We start from the raw sequence: 18,418 nt of genomic DNA, 5'->3' as shown, positions 1-18,418 counted from the left end.
CGCATGTCGTTGCCCGGAGACAGTGGCGGGCGTAGTCGACGTTCGCGCCCGTCCCCGTAGTGGGCGATCGGCATTGTGCCGTTGCAGTCAGTGCGAGTCACGGGTAATCCCCTTGGTGTGTACAAGGTCCTGATAGGCCGTGGCGACCTCCAAGCAGCCTCCGTCCGGACGGCTGCCCGACCGTGGAGCGGTGAATCTCCTGCCACGGTGTCTGGTTCTCGAATACCGGCGGTGTATGCCCGATCCACCGCTCGGAGATCTCCGTCGCCGCCACCATCAGGCACGCGGGCGTCGTCTTGTCGCAGCCCGTCGAGGGGGTATCCGTAGAGCGCCTCTCCCAGCCCGAGGTGGGCGAGGTTGCGGTCGAGCGCCGGGGTGGGGCGGTTACGTCGGCGGGAGTAGTGGCATTTGCGCCCGGCGTGGGACGACGGATACGAAGGCGTCCGCCGAGGATGACCGTCACGGTCGTCGAGCCTGGGGTAGGTCATGGACGTGGTCAGCACCGCTGAGGTCCCGCCGCAGGAGCGGTTCGCCTTCTGGCGCGAAGTCTGCTCGAAAGTCTGGGTGCCCCTCGACGCACGCTGCGAACCGGGCACGGATCGCGGTTTCCGGGCTCGGGTCGCCCTCAGCGATCTCGGTCCCGTGCGGGCGGCGGTGATGACCACGATGCCGCACTCGGTCCACCGCACAGTCAAGCTGATCCGGCGGGAGGATCCCGAGGCGTTGCTGTTGACCTGCGCCGTCCGGGGTCCGGGTGTACTGGGAGAGCAGGACGGGAGGCGGGCGGAGTCCCAGGCCGGGGATCTCTGCCTGTTCGACAGCTCGCGCCCCTACCTGGCCGGGGTCGTGCCGGGAACTCTGGAGGGCCGCGTGCTCGTCCTGCAGTTTCATCGTTCGTTGCTGCCGGTGCCGCCTCGGGATCTGCAGCGTCTGACCGCGGTCCGCATCCCAGGCGACCGGGGCATCGGCGCGCTGTCCTCGCAATTCCTACTGCGGCTTGCCCGCCACATGGACGAGTTCAGCCCGTCCGACACCGCCCGGCTGTCCACCCTCACGCTGGACGTGGTGACCTCGGCACTCGCCGATGCGCTCGACGCCCAGGACGCCGTCCCACCGCAGGTCAGGCAGCGAGCGCTGATGGCCGAGATACGCACCTTCATCCAGAAGAACCTCGGTGACGACCATCTGACCCCGGAGACAATCGCCGCAGCACATCACATTTCCCTGCGCTACCTGCACAGACTCTTCCAAGAGAACGGGCACACCGTCGCGGGCTGGGTCCGCGAGCGCCGCCTGGAGCAGTGCCGCCGCGACCTCGCCGAGCCACGGATGACCGCCCACCCGATCAGTGCGATCGCCGCCCGCTGGGGATTCTCCAGCCCGACGCATTTCAGCCACGTGTTCCGCACTGCCTACGGCCTTTCACCGAGCCGGTTCCGCCAACAGTGCGCACAGACCGAAGACCTGTGCATCCATCCGTAAGACAGGGCCCGGTCGCGACTCGCATCCTTATGGAGCAGTACACAACACGCGACGACGCACCTTGAAGCCTCCAGTTCAGGCGTCAGAAATCCGGTGCGGCCTCACGTGAGGCAGAAATCCCTATTCAGTAGGAGAGATCGTGCGCAGATCATCGTCTCCGCGACGCCTGGTCGCCTTGACTTCGGGCGTCGCCCTGACCACCGCCCTGCTCGCCACGCCGGCGCACGCCGCCCGCCCTCCCTACACCTTCGGCAATCCCGGAGACGTGCCCATCATCGGCGCATTCACCAGCTTCCTCGATGCGGTCGGCGTCTACCGGCCGAGCAATCGCACCTTCTACTTCCAACACACCGATGAGACCATAACCCTCGGCAGATCCGGGGACGTTCCCATCACCGGCGACTGGAACGGTGACGGCTTCGATGAGGTCGGCGTTTACCGGCCCGGGAACAGCACCTTCTATCTCCGCTACGCCAGCGGGACCGTCTACCCTATCGCCTACGGGACCGTCGGCGACGTGCCCATCATCGGCGACTGGAACGGCAATGGAACCGACGACATCGGCGTGTACAAGCGCGGCAACAGCACGTTCCACCGCATGGGCGGCTACCCTCCGCTCGCCTACGGGACCGTCGGCGACGTTCCGATCACCGGAAAATGGCACGACCAACAACGCCACTACCCCGGAATCTACAAGACTCAAAACAGCAGCTTCCACCGCTGGGGAACCAGCAACGTCATCCTCTACGGCAACACCGGCGACAGACCCATAGTCGGTGACTGGGACAATGACGGAAATGACGAAATCGGCGTCTACCGCCCCAAGAACCGCACCTTCTACTTCCGAGACTCGTAACAGAAGGGTGCACATCGTCAACGGCCGAGGCGAAAGGAGTATTTCGGAGCGGAGATCACCCGCGAGGAAGTCGCGTGCCCGCGCCGAGGCCGGGGACGCCGAGATCGTGGTCTACCGCCGCGGCGAGTACTGCGTGCTCGCGTACGATGCCGCCCGGCTGCCGGGTGATCGCGGCCGGCGCGTGATCCGACCGCACGACGGGATGGTGGAATGGCGCTTGGCCGAACCGCCCGCCGAAACCGGAGACCCGGCATGATCCACACCCCGCCACCCGCGCACCCGGGACTCGCGGACGGGCCCGTCTACCTGGACTACAACGCCACCACGCCGGTCGACCCGCGGGTGGCCGAAGCGATGCTGCCGCATCTGACGACCCTCTTCGGCAATCCGTCCAGCGACCACGGCTATGCCATCGGGCCGCGTAAGGCACTGGCCGAAGCCCGCGCGCAGGTCGCCGCTCTGCTCGGCGCGCGGGATGCGGAGATCGTGTTCACCTCCTCGGGGTCGGAGGCGAATCTGCTCGCGTTGCGCGGTGCGGTCCTCGCCGCGGGCGCCGGGCGACCGCATGTGATCACTCAGGCCACCGAGCATCCGGCCGTGCTGCAGACCTGCCATGCCCTGCGGCGGCTTCACGGCGCACAGGTCACCGTGCTACCCGTCGACGGCGAGGGGCTGGTGGACCCGGCCGCGCTGGAGGACGCACTGACCGTCGAGACGGTGCTCGTGTCGGTGATGGCCGCCAACAACGAGACCGGCGCGCTGCAGCCGATCACCGAGCTGGCCGCCCTCGCACGCGAGCACGGCGCGTTGTTCCACTGCGACGCCGCCCAAGCGGCCGGGAAGGTCCCGATCGATGTGCGGGAGCTCGGGGTGGATCTGCTGACCGTCGTCGGACACAAGATGTACGCGCCCAAGGCCACGGCGGCGCTGTACGTGCGTGACGGCGTGCGGCTTGAGCCGGTCGTCTACGGCGGTGGGCAGGAACGCGGCCTGCGCGCCGGGACCGAGAACGTCTCCCTCGCCGTGGCGCTCGGAACGGCCGCCCGGCTCGCCGCCGACGATCTGGCGAACGGCGCGTCCGCCCGCATCGCGGCGTTGCGGGACGACCTGCACCAGCGGCTGACCGACGCGCTGCCCGGTCGGCTCCATCTCAACGGGCCGGTGCGGCAGCGCCTGCCCAACACCCTCAACATCAGCATCGACGGTGTCCGGGGGCATGATCTCCTCGCCGCTGCCCCGCTGATCGCGGCTTCGACCGGCTCGGCCTGCCACAGCGGCACCCACATGCCCTCACCGGTACTGACCGCGATGGGCCTGGACGCCGACCGGGCGCTGGGGGCGGTGCGGCTGTCGCTGGGCCGCTGGAGCACCGAGGCCGACGTGACGACGGCGGCCGCACTGATCGGCTCGGCCACCGCGCGCTGACCGCGACACCAGCGTTTGACGACCGGTCCTCAAAAGAACCCACTGGCTCGGGCCGACGGCCTGTCGACCACGGGGCGCAGGTCCGAGATGCTGCAGCGCTGGGGCCCGGAGGCAGTCTCCGCTTCTCCGGGCCCGTCCGCGCAGAGGGGTCCGGGCTGCGTCGCGTCCAGCGCATTTTTTCATGGAGGGGAGTCGTCGAAGTACGCCCATAGGGCGGCATTGGGGTCGGTGTGTGTGGGGCCTTCGGCTACCAGAATCATTTGGCGACTTTTGTGGGTTCTCAGATAGACGATGGTTCCGATTCGCTGCTCGTATTCTTGTGCCTGGGTGGGTGATAGACGGGTCCATGGGGACGCGGTTAGGCCGCGGGTGCCGTCGTCCCTGCTCACCTGGGGTCGGAAGGTCACGGTGAAGGACGGTTCGTCGCCCGAGTCGCATCCGTCGTGCCGGTCCACCGACGCGATCTGCGACGCGTCCAGATAGGGAAGTGTCGCCTCCTGCAGGCGGTCCAGGGGCGCCTCTGCCCGGCCCTCGCAGGACGCACTCACCGCCCATGAGCAACCGGAGACCGTACTCAGCGCGAAGGTCATCGCTAATGGCCGGAGCCAGCGTGTCCGCACGGCAGGTACATCGGTCATCAAGGTGTCCTCCGGGGCTGGGGTGAGGCCGGGTGTCACCGCCCGGTGGGTTGACAGGTACCTCGGTAGGTCGTGCGTTTCGGTGAGATGCCGGTGCGGACGCGCCACTGTATCCGGGACGACGAGCCCGGGAGCCAGGTCGCTCGGGCGGCCGCGACCCCATAGTCCGGGACGCGCAATAGTTCCCTTCGGAGGTACCGCGAGCACGCTGTCGGCGGGCACGGCCACGGCGCGGAGGTGAGCACCGGGCGTAGAAGTTCGGGCTCTTCCTCGCCACGGGCCTTAACGGTCTCGCGGTGGGCGGCGACCGTGCTCGCCTTCCTCGTACCGGTCGTGGTGGCGTGGCCGGCGCTGCCCGGGGTGGACGAGGTGCCGGACGGGTTCCCCTCCGCCGGTCAGCCCGTGCTCGCCGTCGCGGCGACGAGCACGACCGTCAGCAGCACCGTGAGGAGCAAGACCATGCCGAAGAACGCGTACATGAGGGCGAGGCCGGGCCACTTCTGCGGCACCGGACCGAGCGCGCCCCGCACGAAGACGGCCATCGGCGCACGGTATTCGAGATGCACCTGCCGGCCCGGCTCCACCGGTACGGTCGCCTCGGCGCGCCCGATCTCGGGCGGCAGCAGGTAGGGGATGTGCACCGCCAGGTGGTGGTGCCCGGCCGGGAGCGGGAGCGCGTTGGGCCCCCACCTGCCGTGGACGCGGTACCCGTTGAGCGTGATCACGGGCGACCAGATGCGGTAGACGAACGCGAGCGGATGGCTCTTGATGTCGACCACCAACTGGCCTTGACCGGCACCGGCGTGGCCCATCCCCTGATAAGGACCCTGCTGGCCGTAGCCGTGCCCGTACCCGTATCCGCCGGGCGGAGGTTGCTGAGGGGGCGGCCCCCACGGTTCACTCATACTCCCCCATTGTGCGTCATCACCGAAACGCCGGGAGGCACCGGGCGTCCGCAAGGTGACACAAGCCCGCGGGCTGGGCCGCGAGTGATCGAACTGACCTCGCGGGGCAACGTGCGACTGCGCGGCGGGCGCGGGCCGCGCGACGTGCCGGCGACGGCGGGATCCGGGGAAGGACAGCGGTGATCGACCGCATCCGCACCGCCCGCGCAGAGGCCCGCGCCCGCAAGGGCTGGATCATGGACACCTACCTCCTCCGCCGCGAGCCCCCGGCTCCTGACCCGCGCCCGGACCTGTACTCCATCACGCCGCCCCGGCGGCGGCCAACATGAAGCGGCGTTGGTAGCTGACCACTTGAGGAGTGCTCGTCCAGCGGGACAGGTACACCGGGTCGGTCGTGATGAGCACTCTGTGGTGCAGCAAGGCGAACTCGGGTTCGGTCAGCATGCGGGTGAGGTCGGGGAACATGTCGTCGCCCTCCATCGAGCAGAGGATCAGGCGGGTGTCCGGCAGGTTCGAGCCGCGTAGGCGAGCAGCACCCGCACGCTCCGCGCCGAGGCGTGCCGGACGATGTTGTCGAGCACCTCGCGGAGGACGCGCATGATGTCGCGCAGGACGGCGGGCTCGAGAGCCACCGGTTCGCCGGACACCACGAGTTCGGTGGGCAGCGAACGGATGTCCTCCAGTGTCGCCAGTTCGCTGCGGAGGAGCGTGTCGAGGTCCCGCTCGTCCTCCGCCACGAAAGCCAGTTCGTGGACTTTGGCGGTGATGCCGGAGAACGCCGCCTGGACAGCGGCCCGCACGGATTCCAGCTCCCCGCCGGCGTCGGCCGGCTTGCGCTCCTCCGCGGCGTCTATCTCGTGAACGGCCTCCCGGAAAGCCTGCGCCAGGAGGTCGCCCAGCTCGGCGAGAACGCGCTGGCGCTCCGCCGCGGCGGCCCGGTGCCGGGTGTGCTCCTCGATCGCGGCGTGCATCGTCGCGTTGGCCAGCGCCACCGCGGCGTGGCGGGCGAACATGCCCAGGAGCTGCGCGTCGTCGTGCCCGAACCGGCGATGGGGATCGCGGGAGAACAGCACGCACGCCCCGATGACGCGCCCCCGCCATTCCAGCGGGACGCCGATGGTCGCTCCCAAGCCGTCGCGGTCGGCGGCGTCGAGATGTCCGCCCCTGACGTCGTCGTAGCGGTCGAACCACACCGCGGTCCGCCGCCTCACGACCTCACCGGTCATGCCCTCGTCGAGCGGGAACACCTGGCCCGACTGGCACTGGACGCCGATGTCGGCCACCTTGCGGTAGGTCCAGGCGGCCTCGTCGACACTGGAGACCGATCCCGCGTCGCAGGCCATCAGCCGAATGCAGCGGGCGAGGATGGATTCGAGCGCGGCCGACGGATCGAACTCGCCCGCGAGCTCGTCGGCGATCTCGTTCAGCGCGGTGACCTTGGCGACCAGCGTGGCCGGGGACCTCGGCGGGCTTTGGGGCTGAGACGTCACAGGCCGAATCCTCCGACTCGCGATGGCGGCGCCCGATCGTGCCGTGGCCGCGCTACTGGGCAGGGGTGCCGGCGCGTCGTGCGGCCGGCGGCGTGGGCCGAGGCCCTCCGCTCCGGGAGTGCGACCGGACGCTCGGACAAGCGTCCCGATCGCGGTGCGCTCCGCCCGTCCGCGCGGAGCTCGCACGGCGGGACGGAGTTACATAACAGGAGCTTACGCGCAGGTGTCAGGGGACGCTCCAGCCGCCACCCACCCCGCTGACCAGGAGGGTTGCGGTCTCCGGGACCGGGAAGCGGCGAAGTGACGGCGAAGCGGCGGTGCGGCCCGGAAGAAGGCGAGAGGTACGTGACCGTTCACCACACGCGTGATCGCGGCGGCGAAACCCGAGATCTGCAGATCAATCCCATATTCAGTCGTGAACCGATCCGAATCCCGCGCCACGCGCTGCCGGACGGGGAGATGGAGCCCGGCACCGCCTACCAGATCGTCCGCGACGAGCTCATGCTCGACGGGAACGCCCGGCAGAACCTGGCGACGTTCGTGACCACCTGGGCCGAGCCGGAGGCCGGGCGGCTGATGGCCGAGTGCGCCGAGAAGAACATGATCGACAAGGACGAGTACCCGCGGACCGCCGAGTTGGAGGCCCGGTGCGTGCACATGCTGGCCCGGCTCTGGAACGCCGAGGACCCACTGCACACCATGGGCTGCTCGACCACCGGTTCGAGCGAGGCCGCGATGCTCGGCGGGCTGGCCCTCAAGCGGCGGTGGCGGCACCGGCGGCGGGCCGAGGGGCGGCCCGCCGAGCGGCCCAACCTCGTCATGGGGATCAACGTGCAGGTCTGCTGGGAGAAGTTCGCCGACTACTTCGAGGTCGAGCCGCGGTACGTGCCAATGGAGGGCGACCGCTTCCACCTGGACGCCCGCGAGGCGGTCGAGCTGTGCGACGAGAACACGATCGGCGTCGTCGCGGTCCTCGGCTCCACGTTCGACGGCAGCTACGAGCCGGTCGCCGAGATCTGCGCGGCGCTCGACGACCTCCAGGCGCGCACCGGCCTGGACGTGCCCGTGCACGTGGACGGCGCGTCCGGCGCCATGGTCGCCCCGTTCCTCGATCCGGACCTGGTCTGGGACTTCCGGCTGCCGCGCGTCGCGTCGATCAACACCTCCGGCCACAAGTACGGCCTGGTCATGCCGGGCGTCGGGTGGGCGCTGTGGCGAGACCGGGACGCACTGCCCGACGACCTGGTCTTCCACGTCAACTACCTCGGCGGCGACATGCCGACGTTCGCGCTGAACTTCTCCCGGCCCGGCGCGCAGATCGTCGCCCAGTACTACAACTTCCTGCGGCTCGGCTTCGACGGGTACCGCCGCGTCCAGCGGACCTGCCGTGACGTCGCGACCCGCCTGGCCACCGAGATCGCCGGGCTGGACCCGTTCGAGCTGGTCACCGACGGCTCCGAGACGCCCGTCTTCGCCTTCCGGATCCGCGACGGCATCGACGCCTTCACCGTCTTCGACGTGTCGGCCGCGCTGCGCGAGAACGGCTGGCTGGTGCCCGCCTATACGTTTCCCGAGAACCGCGGTGACCTGGCCGTCCTGCGGGTGGTGGTCCGCAACGGCTTCAGCCATGACCTCGCCGACCTGCTCCTGGACGACCTGCGCCGCGTTCTGCCGAGGTTGGGCGAGCAGCGGGAGCCGCAGCGCGACGCGGGCGACGCCGGCGGCTTCGCCCACGGAGCGGAGACCAAGAACCGGGGCCGCCGCTGAACCGTCCGTCTGGAGCACCTCCGGCCGGCGCGGTCGCCCTCCAGGCCCGCTGCGCCCGTCACCAGCCGCCCGTAGACGGCGGATCGAAGGAGGAAGCCGATGTGCCGCCTGTTCGGCCTGAGCAGCGCCCCGAAACGGACCCACGCCACCTTCTGGCTGCTGGACGCCCCTGACAGCCTCAGCGTCCAGAGCCACCGCGACCCGGACGGCGCCGGACTGGGCTACTTCGCCCCGGACGGCTCCGTGCGAGTCCATAAAGCGCCGCTCGCAGCCTACGAGGACCGTGCGTTCGCGGCTCAGGCCGAGGAAGCCGAATCCATGACCTTCCTGGCGCATGTCCGCTACGCGTCGACCGGTGGCCTACAGCCGCGGAACACCCATCCCTTCGAGCAGCACGGCCGGTTGTTCGCCCACAACGGCGTCATCGAGGGCCTCGACGAACTCGACGACCACCTCGGGCAGGACCGCTCCCTGGTCCAGGGGGACACCGACTCCGAACGCTTCTTCGCCCTGATCACCCGCGAGATCGGCCACCACGACGGAGACGTGGCCGCAGGAATCGAGCAGGCCGCGCGCTGGATCGCCGGCCGTCTCCCCGTCTACTCCCTCAACCTCGTCCTGATCACCGCCGACGAGCTATGGGCCCTGCGTTACCCCGACACCCACCGGCTGTACGTCCTCGACCGCCCGGACGGCGGCCACCACGGCGACCGGCACCTGGACCACAGCGGCACCGGCGGGCACATGCGGGTCCGCTCCAGTTCCCTGGCCGATGCTCCGGCAGTCGTGATCGCGAGCGAACGCATGGACGACCATCCCGGCTGGCGCCCCCTGCAGCCGGGCGAACTGCTGCACGTAGGCGCCGACCTGCGGATCGACAGCACCGTCGTCCTGCCGGACCGTCCCGTCCACCAGCTCACCCTCGGGGACCTGCGGCCGGACGCGGCCGAATCGCAGCAGGCCACCTGAATCGGCGGACGGCGCCACGCGTACTCCTGGCCGTCTCACCGGGCGGCACGACGGCCAACCTCTACAGCCACATACTCGCCACCGCATCGGGCTTCCTCATCACCCGCACCAACGCACCAAGCCGACAGGAGAGCAGTTCTTACGCCGACCACCTCTACCTGCGCACCCACCTGGCCGCGGCTCTGGTCACACCAGACCTGACGAGCCAGAGGCGTTCATCAGGGAGCTGTACCCGGCCCGCGCCTCGGAGTCGTCGAAGTACACCCATAGGCCGGCTTCGGGATCGGCATTCGTGGGCCCCTCGGCCACCAGGACCATCCGCCGGTTCTCGCGGGTTCTGAGGTAGACGACGGTTCCGATGCGATGCTCGTATTCGCGCGCCTGGGGCCGTGGCAACCGGGTCCACGGCGACCCCGCCAGCCCGCGCGTGCCGTCATCCCTGCTCACCCGGGGCCGGAAGACCACGGTAACGCTGGGGCCATCACCCGAGTCGCATCCGTCGTGCCGGTCCACCGACGCGATGTGCGACTTGTCGAGGTAGGGAAGCAATGCCTCCTGCAACTGGTCCAGCGGCTGCCTCGCCCGCCCCTCGCACGACGCAGCCGTCACCCACGAGCAGCCGCATAACGCACTCAGCACAAAAAGCGTCGCAGATGCGCCGAGCCGACGCGCCCCCTGGAGAAAAGCATTACTCATAGGCGCCCCTCCCCACAAGATCATAGGCCGAAAGGGAAAGGCTGAGTGGCATTCCCTCGCCAAGGAAGAATTGAGGAACAGTCGAGCCGGTTAGCTGCTCCTGTTACGAAAGGCTGTGTCGCCCAGCCTTCCCGCCCGCCCCGGAAGGGTGGCGGGCGCCGTGGAAGGCCGCTTTCTCGGCCGCCGGTCAGCCCCCGCTCGCCGTCGCGGCGACGAGCACGACCGTCAGCAGCACTGTGAGGAGCAGGATCACGCCGAGGAACACGTACATGAGGACGAGGCCGGGCCACTTCTGCGGCGGCGGGCCGAGTGCGCCCCGCATGAAGGCGCCCATCGGGGCGCGGTATTCGAGATGCACCTGCCGGCCCGGCTCCACCGGCACGGTCAGCTCGGCGCGCCCGATCTCGGGCGGCAGCAGGTAGGGGATGTGCACCGCCAGGTGGTGGTGGCCGGCCGGGAGCGGGAGCGCGTTGGGCCCCCACCTGCCGTGGACGCGGTACCCGTTCAGCGTGATCACGGGCGACCAGATGCGGTAGACGAACGCCAGCGGATGGGTCTTGATGTCGACCACCAGCTGGCCTTGACCGGCACCGGCGTGGCCCGCTCCCTGATAAGGGCCCTGCGGACCGTACCCGTGCCCGTATCCCCCGGGCGGAGGCTGCTGAGGGGGCGGCCCCCACGGTTGACTCATACTCCCCCATTCTGGGTCATCGCCGTGAGACGGGCGCGCCGGGCGCCCGCACTCAGCCGGGGCGGGGGCGGGTCAGGGTGGTCGCCAGGTGGACGAGCATGGCGGTGAAGGTCGCCGTCCAGGCGGCGAGCGCGATCCAGATCTCGGTCTCGCCGATCACGCGGACGATGGGCAGGTCGTCGGCCGTGCCCAGGTAGTGGCCCGCGACGCCGTACATGCCGAGGGGGAAGATGATGCTCCACAGCGTCGCCTCGTAGCGCAGCGGGACGCGGTGGACGACGTGCCGCCACCAGCCCGCGGCGATCAGCGGCGGGATGAGCCAGGTGCCGAACGCCCACACCACCACCGACGTCCCGGCGATCAGGCCGCGGGTGGCGGCGACCATCGGGGTGTCGGCCATCTGGACGATGCGGGCCCCGGCGAGGACGGTGATCGCGGTGGCGCCCATCGCCACCCAGTACGGCGGGGTGAGGTCGGCCGGGCGCAGCGGGTACCAGAGCATGCGGGCCGCGACGAACATGCCGACTCCCGCGTAGAGGAACATCCCGACCGACCAGGAGCCCACCGCGAGCACCGACAGCTCGTGCCTGCCGAACCCGGCCACCGGTTCCAGCGCGGCGGCGAGCACCGCGACGGACTGGCTGGCGACGACCCAGATGAACCAGGTGCCGTTCGCGCCGGCGACGACCGGGCGGTCCGCGCGGCCGAGGACCGCCGTCCACGGCACCACGTAGCCGAGGACGAGCCAGGCGAGGGTGCCGGTGACGAGCAGCGCGAACGCCGTCCCCAGGTGGTCGTCGGCGGCCAGGCGGGTGCCGAGGACGTTGGTGGCGGCGACGAACGTGAAGAACCCGAAGCCGCGGCGCGGGTCGGAGAACTCGGCCTTCAGCGGGCCGCGGAAGGCGATGATCCGCCAGATCGTCAGGATGACGAGGAGGACGTAGCCGGCCACGGCGAGCCACAGCAGGAACGCCGAGAGGGCGGTCAGCCCGTGGGTGCTCAGCCCGACCGACAGGATGCCGGTGCCCATGACGAAGGCGAAGTAGCCCGGGTTGAGGGTGGCCGCCGCCTGCTTCACCGCGGTGAGACGGACACCGGCGCGGCTGGGGATCACGGGGCAGTACCGTACTCCGTCGCCGCTGCGCTCCCGTCCACCGGTCTCGGGGTCCGGGTTCGCGCCTGGTCGATATGCGGGCAAATCGCCGTAGGCTGCGTGGGTGGACAGTGATGGGACTGATGGGTTCGTCGCCGGGTTCGACTACCCGATGTTCGTGGTGACCACCGTCGATCCCGGCACCGGGACGCCGGCGGGCTGCCTGGTGGGGTTCACCACGCAGACCAGCATCGAGCCGTTCAGGTTCCTGGTGTGCCTGTCGCGGCAGAACCGGACCTACCGGGCGGCGGAGGCGGCGACGGTCCTCGCGGTGCACGTCCTCGGCCGGGAGGACGACCAGCTGGAACTCGCGGCCCTGTTCGGCTCGGAGACCGGGGACGAAGTCGACAAGTTCGCCCGCTGCTCCTGGCGGCCGGGGCCCGAGGGCGTGCCGCTGCTCGCCGGCGCCCACCGCCACATGGTCGGCCGCATCCTGGAGCGGGTCGAGCTCGGGGACCACGTCGGGTTCCTGCTGGCTCCGCTCGAAGTGGCCGCCGGGACCGAGGCCGCCCCGCTCACCTTCCGTTCGCTTCCCGAGCTGGAGCCCGGGCACGGCGCCGGGTGACCCCCGGCGCCGGCCGTCGTCAGGTCACGCCTTGCGGAGGCGGGCGATGACGCCGTCCAGGTCGCGGCGGAGCATGCTCTCGCGGAGGACGTGGCCGCCGGGCAATTCGTGCCACTCGTGGGGGATCCCGGCGTCGCCGAGGCGGGCGCGGAACTCCCGCTGCCCGGCGAGCACCTGGGTCTCCTGGACGTAGTCGGCCCAGCTCACCGGGTCGGGGCTGGTGCCGGCGACGAGGAAGACCCGCTTGTGGTGGTAGCTGGGGACGCGTTGCACGGGGTTGTCCGCGCTGACCCTTGCCTCGTCCCACAGCGGCGCCCCGTACACGGTGCCGCCGGCGAGGTCGACGGCGGCGGAGCTGATGTTCGCCCAGTGCACGACGAGGCCGGCGTCGCGGCGCAGGCTCGCGGGGCCGGAGTGGGAGCTGACCGAGGCGAAGTGGCCGTAGTACTTGGCAGCGTACTTCAGCGCGCCGAAGCCGCCCATGGAGAACCCGGAGACGGCGCGCCCGTCGTACTCGGCGTAGGTGCGGAAGTTGGCGTCGACCCAGGGCAGGAGCTGGGCCATGTGGAACGTCTCCCAGTTGCGGGGGCCCACGTTCGAGGAGACGGGGTTGCAGTACCAGCCCGCGTGCCCGCCGTCGGGCATGACGATGATGAGGCGCTTGCCCGCGCTGATGTGCCGGATCCCCCATCGGTCGAAGTCGATGAAGTCCGCGTTGAGGCCGCCGCCGTGGAAGAGGTACAGGACGGGGTAGCGCCGCCCGCTCGCGTAGTCGTCGGGGAGCAGGACGTTGACCCCGGGGTTCCAGCCGATCGCGTCGGTGGCGAAGCGGTAGTACTTCATGCGGGGGTCGCGCTCGTCGCGGTCGACGATGCGCAGGCCGAATCCGTCGCCGGCCGCGTGGGCTGCGGTGGCGGATCCGATGACGCCCGCGCCGCCGAGCGCGGCGGCGGCGGTCGCGGCGCCGGCGGTCTTCAGCACCTGCCGGCGGGAGATGTTCGACTGGCTCACCCGTGCCTCCTGGGGGTCTTCGACGCACGCGGCGGATGGTAGGCGGCGGGCGGGGCGGGCGCCGCCGAGGTTTTCGAGTGAGCTCGAAATCCCCTCGTTACCGCCCGGTATTAACGTCGGGTGATGGGCGGTGTCCTGCGCATCCACTTCAGCGACCGCGACTTCCGGCACGTGCGGTTCGCCAGATCGGCCGATCCGGTGTGGGAGGCGTTCCTCGGGCTGCACGTGCTCACCACTCCCCTGGCCCGGCTGCCCCGGCGGCTGCACCCGTGGCGGCGGCGCGCGGTGGAGCGGCTGCAGGACGGCGGCCTGCGCGCGGCGTCCCGGCTGCTCGCGGACCTGGCGCCCGCCGACGCCGCGTACTTCCCCGACTTCCTGACCCCCGCCGAGTCGGAGGAGGGGATGGCGGCCGCCCTGCGGGCGCTGCGCGGCACGCCCGGCACCCGGCTGGACAAGGAGATGCGCGAGGCCGCCCGGTACCGGGCGCTCCCCGGCTGGACGCGGCGGCTCGCCTCGGGCGACCGCCTCGTGCTCGACCAGGTCGCGGACGCCGTCCTGCACTTCCACACCCGGCTGGTCGCCCCGGACTGGAGCGAGGTCGAGGCCGCCGTCGCCACCGGCTGGGACCGGCGGGCCGACGCGCTGGAGCGCGGCACGGTCGCGACGCTGGAGTCGCTTCCGTCGTTCACGTGGCGGGACCCGGTGCTCAGCGCGCCGTACCCGGTGGACGCCGACCTGCACCTGAGGGGACGCGGCGTCCGGCTGGTCCCGTCGTTCTTCTGCCACACCGCGCCGATCGCCATCGCCGACCCCGGCCTGCCGCCGGTCGTGGTCTACCCGGTCGGCGACGGGCCGCCGGACCCCCGGGGCGCCGCCGGCCGGGCGGACGCCCTCGCCGCCCTGATGGGCACCGGCCGGGCGCGGGTGCTCGGCGGCCTGACCGCCGCGTTCACGACCGGGTCGCTCGCCGTCCGGCTGGGCATGCCCGCGTCCACGGTCAGCGGCCACCTGAAGGTGCTCCGGGACGCCGGCCTGGTCCGCAGCGAGCGGGCCGGCGCCCACGTCCGGCACCGCCTGACCGGCCGGGGCCGGCACCTCCTCGGACCGCCCTGAGCGGGGCGCCGTCCGCCGGGAGCCGATGTCCTTGACACGGTCTCCGCGGGTGGTCGAATATTGAATTCGACTCCGAAGTTAAAAACTATGGCGCGCGGCGGCGGAACGGATGGGGAGAGCCCGATGGAGCAGAAGGACCAGATCCTGTACGAGGTCGCGGACCGGGTGGCGGTCATCACCCTGAACCGCCCGGAGGCCGCCAACGCGCAGACCATGGAACTGCTGGACGACCTGGACGCCGCATGGACCCGCGCCGCCGCCGACGACGACGTGCGCGTCATCGTGCTGAAGGCCAACGGCAAGCACTTCTCGGCGGGGCACGACCTCAAGGGCGGCGGCCCGGCCCCGGAGAAGCTCACCCTTGAGTACATCTACAACATCGAAGCGCGCCGGTACCTGGAGTACACGCTGCGGTGGCGCAACGTCCCGAAGCCGTCGATCGCGGCGGTGCAGGGCAAGTGCATCGCGGGCGGGCTGATGCTGTGCTGGCCCTGTGATCTGATCGTGGCGGCGGAGAACGCGCAGTTCTCCGACCCGGTGGTGCACATGGGCATCGGGGGCGTGGAGTACCACGGCCACACTTGGGAGCTCGGGCCGCGCAAGGCCAAGGAGATCCTGTTCACCGGCCGGCCCGTCACCGCCGAGGAGGCCGAGAAAGTCGGGATGGTCAACCGCGTCGTCCCGCTGGACGAGCTGGAGGCGTCGGCGATGGAGCTCGCCGGGCAGATCGCACAGATGCACCCCTTCGCACTGCGGCAGGCCAAGCGCGCCGTCAACCAGACCCTCGACGTCCAAGGCTTCTACGCAGCGATCCAGTCGGTCTTCGACATCCACGAGACCGGCCACGGCAACGCCCTCAGCGAGAGCGGTCTTCCGGTCCTCATGCAGCTCACGGGCATGAAGGACAAGGTCAAGGGCCAGTGACCGCGATGCGGTTCGGGGTCCAGCTCGGCGCCGTCAACCCGCGGCTGTGGGTCGAGGTGGCCGAGGAGGCGGAGCGGCTCGGCTTCGAGTCGGTCTGGCTTCCCGAGCACCTGGTGCTGCCGGTCGAGGTGGCGGGCAGCCCGCACCGGGACGCCGGGCATCCCCCGTTGCGGCCGGACGTCCCGGTGTTCGACGCGCTGGGCGTGCTGTGCCACCTGGCCGCGCGGACGACCCGGCTGAGGCTCGGCACCTGCGTGTACAACATCGGGCTGCGGCATCCGTTCGTGACGGCGCGGGCGGCGGCGACGGTGGACGTCCTGTCCGGCGGCCGGCTGGCGTTCGGGGTGGGGGCGAGCTGGCTGCGGTCCGAGTGGGAGGCGGTCGGGCTGGACTTCGACCGCCGCGGGGCGCGGGTGGACGAGGCGATCGCGGTCTGCCGCCGGCTGTGGAGCGAGGACGTGGTCGAGCACCACGGCGAGTTCTTCGACTTCGGGCCGGTGGCGTTCGAGCCGAAGCCGGTCCAGCGGCCGGGTCCGGCGCTGCACATCGGCGGCGACGGGGCGGCGGCGCTGCGCCGGGCGGCCGCCGTCGGCACGGGCTGGATGCCGATGAACCACACGCTGGAGTCGCTCCCCCGGTCGCTGGCGCGGCTGCGCGAGCTGGCCGAGCGTGAAGGGCGGACGACGCCGGTCGAGGTGACGCTGCCCGGCGCGCGGATCACCCGGCCGGACGAGGTCGCCGCCCACGCCGAGGCGGGCGTGACCCGCCTGATCGTCGCGCCGTGGACCCGTTCCCGGGAGGCCCTCGACGGCCTGCGCCGCTTCGCCGACGAAATCCTCCACTCCGCCCAGGCCGCCGGCTGAAGCGGCCCCCGCCGCGTTCGTTGACTTGCGGCGTGTTGTTGTTATCCGGGACCGGATAACAACAACACGCCGCAAGTCAACGTCCTGGTGGGCCGGGGGGTGTGGCGCGCTCGAAGGTCCTTGCGGTCGCGGTGCAGGTGAGGCGGTCGCCGTTGCCGGAGTCGCGCAGTTCGACCCGGCCGAGGCCGTCCCGCAGCCGCGCCGTGGCGACGAGGGGGCCGGTGCGCGCCGGCTGGAGGTAGCGCAGGCCGAGCGAGCACAGCGTGTCTCCCGGCGCCAGCGACAGCGCCGCCTCTTCGGCGGCCAGGGCGATGAGGCCGCCGTTGATCGTGCCGGAGATGTTCAGGCCGTCCGCCGAGCGGGGCAGGACGGCGACGCCGGGGCCGCGGCGGACGCAGCCCGCGCGCTCGGCGAACGGCCGGGACAGCGGTTCCGGCGCCGCGGGAAGCTCGACGCTGAAGGCGGACGGCATCGTGAGCCCCGGGTCCGGCGCCATCATGAAGGAGGCGCCGGCGATCGCCACCGGCTCGCCGGCGACGGTGAACTCGACGTCGGCGACGAAGACGGAGCGGCCGACCTTGACGGCCCTGGCGACCCCCTGGACGGTTCCCTCGGCGGGCGCGGGACGGTAGAGCTGCACGTCGAGTTCCAGGGTCACCGGCACGCGGGGCGCGGTGACCTGGGTGGCCAGCAGGCCGGTGAGCGTGTCGGTCCAGACGGCGAGGACGGACGTCCGCAGGTGCGGGAGGCCCGGGACGTGCATCGCCGGGGTGACCGGGGCCGCGCCGTGCAGTTCATCGCCGGCCGTCCACGTCGCGAAGCCCAGCTCCTGGAGCATGCCCGCCGGTCCGTCCGGGTCGGTGCCGATCGTCACGTGCCGCGCCTTTCGGGGGTGGCCGGCCGATCGAGGGCCGGCAGCACTTCCTCGGCGAAGAGCCGGATCGTCTCCGGGGTGCCGAAGTCGTGGAACTGGCACACGAACAGCTCGGCCCCGGCGTCGCGTTCGCGGGCCAGCGCGGCGGCGACCTCGTCCGGGGTTCCGGTGACGACCCCGCCCCACGCGCCGAAGCGGCGCCGCGCCGTCTCGGCGACCTCGTCGCGGGCCGCCGAGGAGGCGGCCAGGCCGATCGGGTGCTGGACGGAGACCCGGGCGGAGCCGACCGACGGGCGCAGTTCGGCGAGGCGGTCCGCGGCGCTCGACGGGCAGTTCCACCAGTCGGCCCGCTCGGCGGCCAGCGGCAGCGTGAGACGGCGGCCGGCGCCGCCGATGTGGATCGGCACCCGGCCGGCGGCGGGACGGGGCCGGCAGACCGCGTCCCGGAGCGTCCAGTGCGCGCCGTCGAAGTCCACCGGTTCGCCGGTCCAGAGCAGGCGGAGGATGTCGATGGTCTCGGCGAGCCGGCCGGCGCGTTCCGCCGGGCCGGGATCGGTGAATCCGTAGTCGGTGAGCTCCTTGGCGACCGACCCCCAGCCGAGGCCGAGCTCCAGCCGCCCGCCGGAGACGGCGTCGAGGCTGGCGGCCATCTTCGCCAGCACCGCCGGGTGGCGGAGCTCCGCGCACAGCACGAGGTGCCCGACGTGCAGCCGCTCGGTGCGCATGGCGACCGCCGTCGCGACCGTCCAGGCGTCGAGCAGGTCGAGCTCGCGGGCGGCGGGCGGCGCGAGGTGGTCGATGAACCAGGCGGAGTGGAAGCCGGCCTCCTCGGCCACCCGGGCGCGCCGTTCGATGGCGGCGAAGTCCATCCGGATCTGCGGCAGGTAGAGGCCGGCGAGAGCCTGCGTCATCGTGGTTCCCTCCTTCGCCCGGAGGCGGAGAGTCGGAAAGGCCCGCCGCCCCACGGGGTACGGCGGGCCTTCCCGCGCCGTGGCG

At 71.3% G+C, this 18,418-nt stretch carries 21 protein-coding genes; 11 read left to right on the top strand and 10 right to left on the bottom strand.

Going from position 1 to position 18,418, the window contains the following annotated elements:
• Positions 1-486 precede the first annotated feature (486 nt).
• The 4 genes from E1200_RS00935 to E1200_RS00920 all read left to right on the top strand — a co-directional run bounded on the left by E1200_RS00935 (position 487) and on the right by E1200_RS00920 (position 3,763).
• Entirely contained in the window at positions 487-1,482 is a 996-nt protein-coding gene (locus E1200_RS00935) for a helix-turn-helix domain-containing protein (RefSeq protein WP_131949819.1), read from the top strand.
• A gap of 139 nt (positions 1,483-1,621) precedes the next feature.
• Positions 1,622-2,338 carry a VCBS repeat-containing protein gene (locus tag E1200_RS00930; RefSeq protein WP_131949818.1) on the top strand — a complete coding sequence of 239 codons (717 nt, stop codon included), beginning with the start codon at positions 1,622-1,624 and terminating at the stop codon, positions 2,336-2,338.
• Positions 2,339-2,345: 7 nt separating this feature from the next.
• Positions 2,346-2,594 carry a hypothetical protein gene (locus tag E1200_RS00925; RefSeq protein ID WP_207933004.1) on the top strand — a complete coding sequence of 83 codons (249 nt, stop codon included), beginning with the start codon at positions 2,346-2,348 and terminating at the stop codon, positions 2,592-2,594.
• Positions 2,591-3,763 carry a cysteine desulfurase family protein gene (locus tag E1200_RS00920; protein ID WP_131949817.1) on the top strand — a complete coding sequence of 391 codons (1,173 nt, stop codon included), beginning with the start codon at positions 2,591-2,593 and terminating at the stop codon, positions 3,761-3,763. The genes E1200_RS00925 and E1200_RS00920 overlap by 4 nt, the downstream gene beginning before the upstream one ends.
• Positions 3,764-3,942: 179 nt before the next feature.
• Here E1200_RS00920 and E1200_RS00915 read toward each other — a convergent pair whose 3' ends face one another.
• Both E1200_RS00915 and E1200_RS33485 read right to left on the bottom strand, forming a co-directional pair.
• Complete coding sequence (locus tag E1200_RS00915; protein WP_131949816.1) at positions 3,943-4,401, bottom strand: hypothetical protein; 459 nt, start codon at positions 4,399-4,401, stop codon at positions 3,943-3,945.
• A gap of 395 nt (positions 4,402-4,796) precedes the next feature.
• Positions 4,797-5,306, bottom strand: a complete 510-nt coding sequence (locus E1200_RS33485) for a hypothetical protein (protein WP_165950150.1) — start codon at positions 5,304-5,306, stop codon at positions 4,797-4,799.
• 179 nt (positions 5,307-5,485) lie between these two features.
• On the opposite strand from E1200_RS33485, the gene E1200_RS33480 reads away from it, so the two are divergent.
• Positions 5,486-5,635 (top strand): hypothetical protein, encoded by a 150-nt coding sequence (locus E1200_RS33480; RefSeq protein WP_165950148.1) that lies wholly within the window; start codon positions 5,486-5,488, stop codon positions 5,633-5,635.
• Here E1200_RS33480 and E1200_RS00905 read toward each other — a convergent pair.
• The gene (locus tag E1200_RS00905) at positions 5,607-5,786 is read right to left on the bottom strand and encodes a hypothetical protein (RefSeq protein WP_131949814.1); all 180 of its coding nucleotides are present in this window, start codon (positions 5,784-5,786) and stop codon (positions 5,607-5,609) included. The genes E1200_RS33480 and E1200_RS00905 overlap by 29 nt on opposite strands.
• A gap of 11 nt (positions 5,787-5,797) precedes the next feature.
• Positions 5,798-6,796, bottom strand: coding sequence for a GAF domain-containing protein (locus tag E1200_RS00900; protein WP_165950149.1), 999 nt, complete (start codon positions 6,794-6,796; stop codon positions 5,798-5,800).
• A 345-nt stretch (positions 6,797-7,141) separates the two neighbouring features.
• Here E1200_RS00900 and E1200_RS00895 point away from each other — a divergent pair, with 345 nt between their 5' ends.
• Positions 7,142-8,563, top strand: coding sequence for a glutamate decarboxylase (locus tag E1200_RS00895; RefSeq protein WP_131949812.1), 1,422 nt, complete (start codon positions 7,142-7,144; stop codon positions 8,561-8,563).
• A 99-nt stretch (positions 8,564-8,662) separates the two neighbouring features.
• On the top strand, positions 8,663-9,532 hold the full coding sequence (locus E1200_RS00890; RefSeq protein ID WP_131949811.1) for a class II glutamine amidotransferase: 870 nt from the start codon (positions 8,663-8,665) through the stop codon (positions 9,530-9,532).
• Between the two features lie 186 nt (positions 9,533-9,718).
• On the opposite strand, the gene E1200_RS00885 is transcribed toward E1200_RS00890, so the two are convergent.
• The 3 genes from E1200_RS00885 to E1200_RS00875 form a co-directional block, all read right to left on the bottom strand.
• Positions 9,719-10,228 (bottom strand): hypothetical protein, encoded by a 510-nt coding sequence (locus E1200_RS00885; protein WP_131949810.1) that lies wholly within the window; start codon positions 10,226-10,228, stop codon positions 9,719-9,721.
• A gap of 187 nt (positions 10,229-10,415) precedes the next feature.
• The gene (locus E1200_RS00880) at positions 10,416-10,799 is read right to left on the bottom strand and encodes a hypothetical protein (RefSeq protein ID WP_131949809.1); all 384 of its coding nucleotides are present in this window, start codon (positions 10,797-10,799) and stop codon (positions 10,416-10,418) included.
• Positions 10,800-10,971: 172 nt separating this feature from the next.
• Complete coding sequence (locus tag E1200_RS00875; RefSeq protein ID WP_207933000.1) at positions 10,972-12,033, bottom strand: tellurite resistance/C4-dicarboxylate transporter family protein; 1,062 nt, start codon at positions 12,031-12,033, stop codon at positions 10,972-10,974.
• A gap of 103 nt (positions 12,034-12,136) precedes the next feature.
• Here E1200_RS00875 and E1200_RS00870 point away from each other — a divergent pair, with 103 nt between their 5' ends.
• Complete coding sequence (locus tag E1200_RS00870; protein WP_243708277.1) at positions 12,137-12,637, top strand: flavin reductase family protein; 501 nt, start codon at positions 12,137-12,139, stop codon at positions 12,635-12,637.
• A 24-nt stretch (positions 12,638-12,661) separates the two neighbouring features.
• Here E1200_RS00870 and E1200_RS00865 read toward each other — a convergent pair whose 3' ends face one another.
• Complete coding sequence (locus E1200_RS00865) at positions 12,662-13,648, bottom strand: esterase family protein (RefSeq protein WP_131949807.1); 987 nt, start codon at positions 13,646-13,648, stop codon at positions 12,662-12,664.
• Between the two features lie 123 nt (positions 13,649-13,771).
• Between E1200_RS00865 and E1200_RS00860 the strand changes: the two genes are divergently transcribed.
• The 3 genes from E1200_RS00860 to E1200_RS00850 all read left to right on the top strand — a co-directional run bounded on the left by E1200_RS00860 (position 13,772) and on the right by E1200_RS00850 (position 16,548).
• Complete coding sequence (locus tag E1200_RS00860; RefSeq protein WP_131949806.1) at positions 13,772-14,761, top strand: helix-turn-helix domain-containing protein; 990 nt, start codon at positions 13,772-13,774, stop codon at positions 14,759-14,761.
• 123 nt (positions 14,762-14,884) lie between these two features.
• On the top strand, positions 14,885-15,685 hold the full coding sequence (locus tag E1200_RS00855) for an enoyl-CoA hydratase (RefSeq protein ID WP_131949805.1): 801 nt from the start codon (positions 14,885-14,887) through the stop codon (positions 15,683-15,685).
• Between the two features lie 5 nt (positions 15,686-15,690).
• Complete coding sequence (locus E1200_RS00850) at positions 15,691-16,548, top strand: TIGR03619 family F420-dependent LLM class oxidoreductase (RefSeq protein ID WP_131949861.1); 858 nt, start codon at positions 15,691-15,693, stop codon at positions 16,546-16,548.
• A 76-nt stretch (positions 16,549-16,624) separates the two neighbouring features.
• Here the strand turns inward: E1200_RS00850 and E1200_RS00845 are convergent, their stop codons facing one another.
• A complete protein-coding gene (locus E1200_RS00845) occupies positions 16,625-17,422 on the bottom strand; it encodes a PaaI family thioesterase (protein ID WP_207932998.1) in 798 nt (265 codons plus the stop codon).
• Positions 17,419-18,333 (bottom strand): LLM class flavin-dependent oxidoreductase, encoded by a 915-nt coding sequence (locus E1200_RS00840; protein ID WP_131949804.1) that lies wholly within the window; start codon positions 18,331-18,333, stop codon positions 17,419-17,421. Before E1200_RS00840 ends, E1200_RS00845 begins: the two co-directional genes overlap by 4 nt.
• Positions 18,334-18,418 lie beyond the last annotated feature (85 nt).

This window comes from Actinomadura sp. GC306, assembly GCF_004348665.1.
Classification (GTDB): Bacteria; Actinomycetota; Actinomycetes; order Streptosporangiales; family Streptosporangiaceae; genus Spirillospora.
Note: the sequence above shows the minus strand (reverse complement) of the source record. Positions and strands in the feature narration are given on the sequence as shown.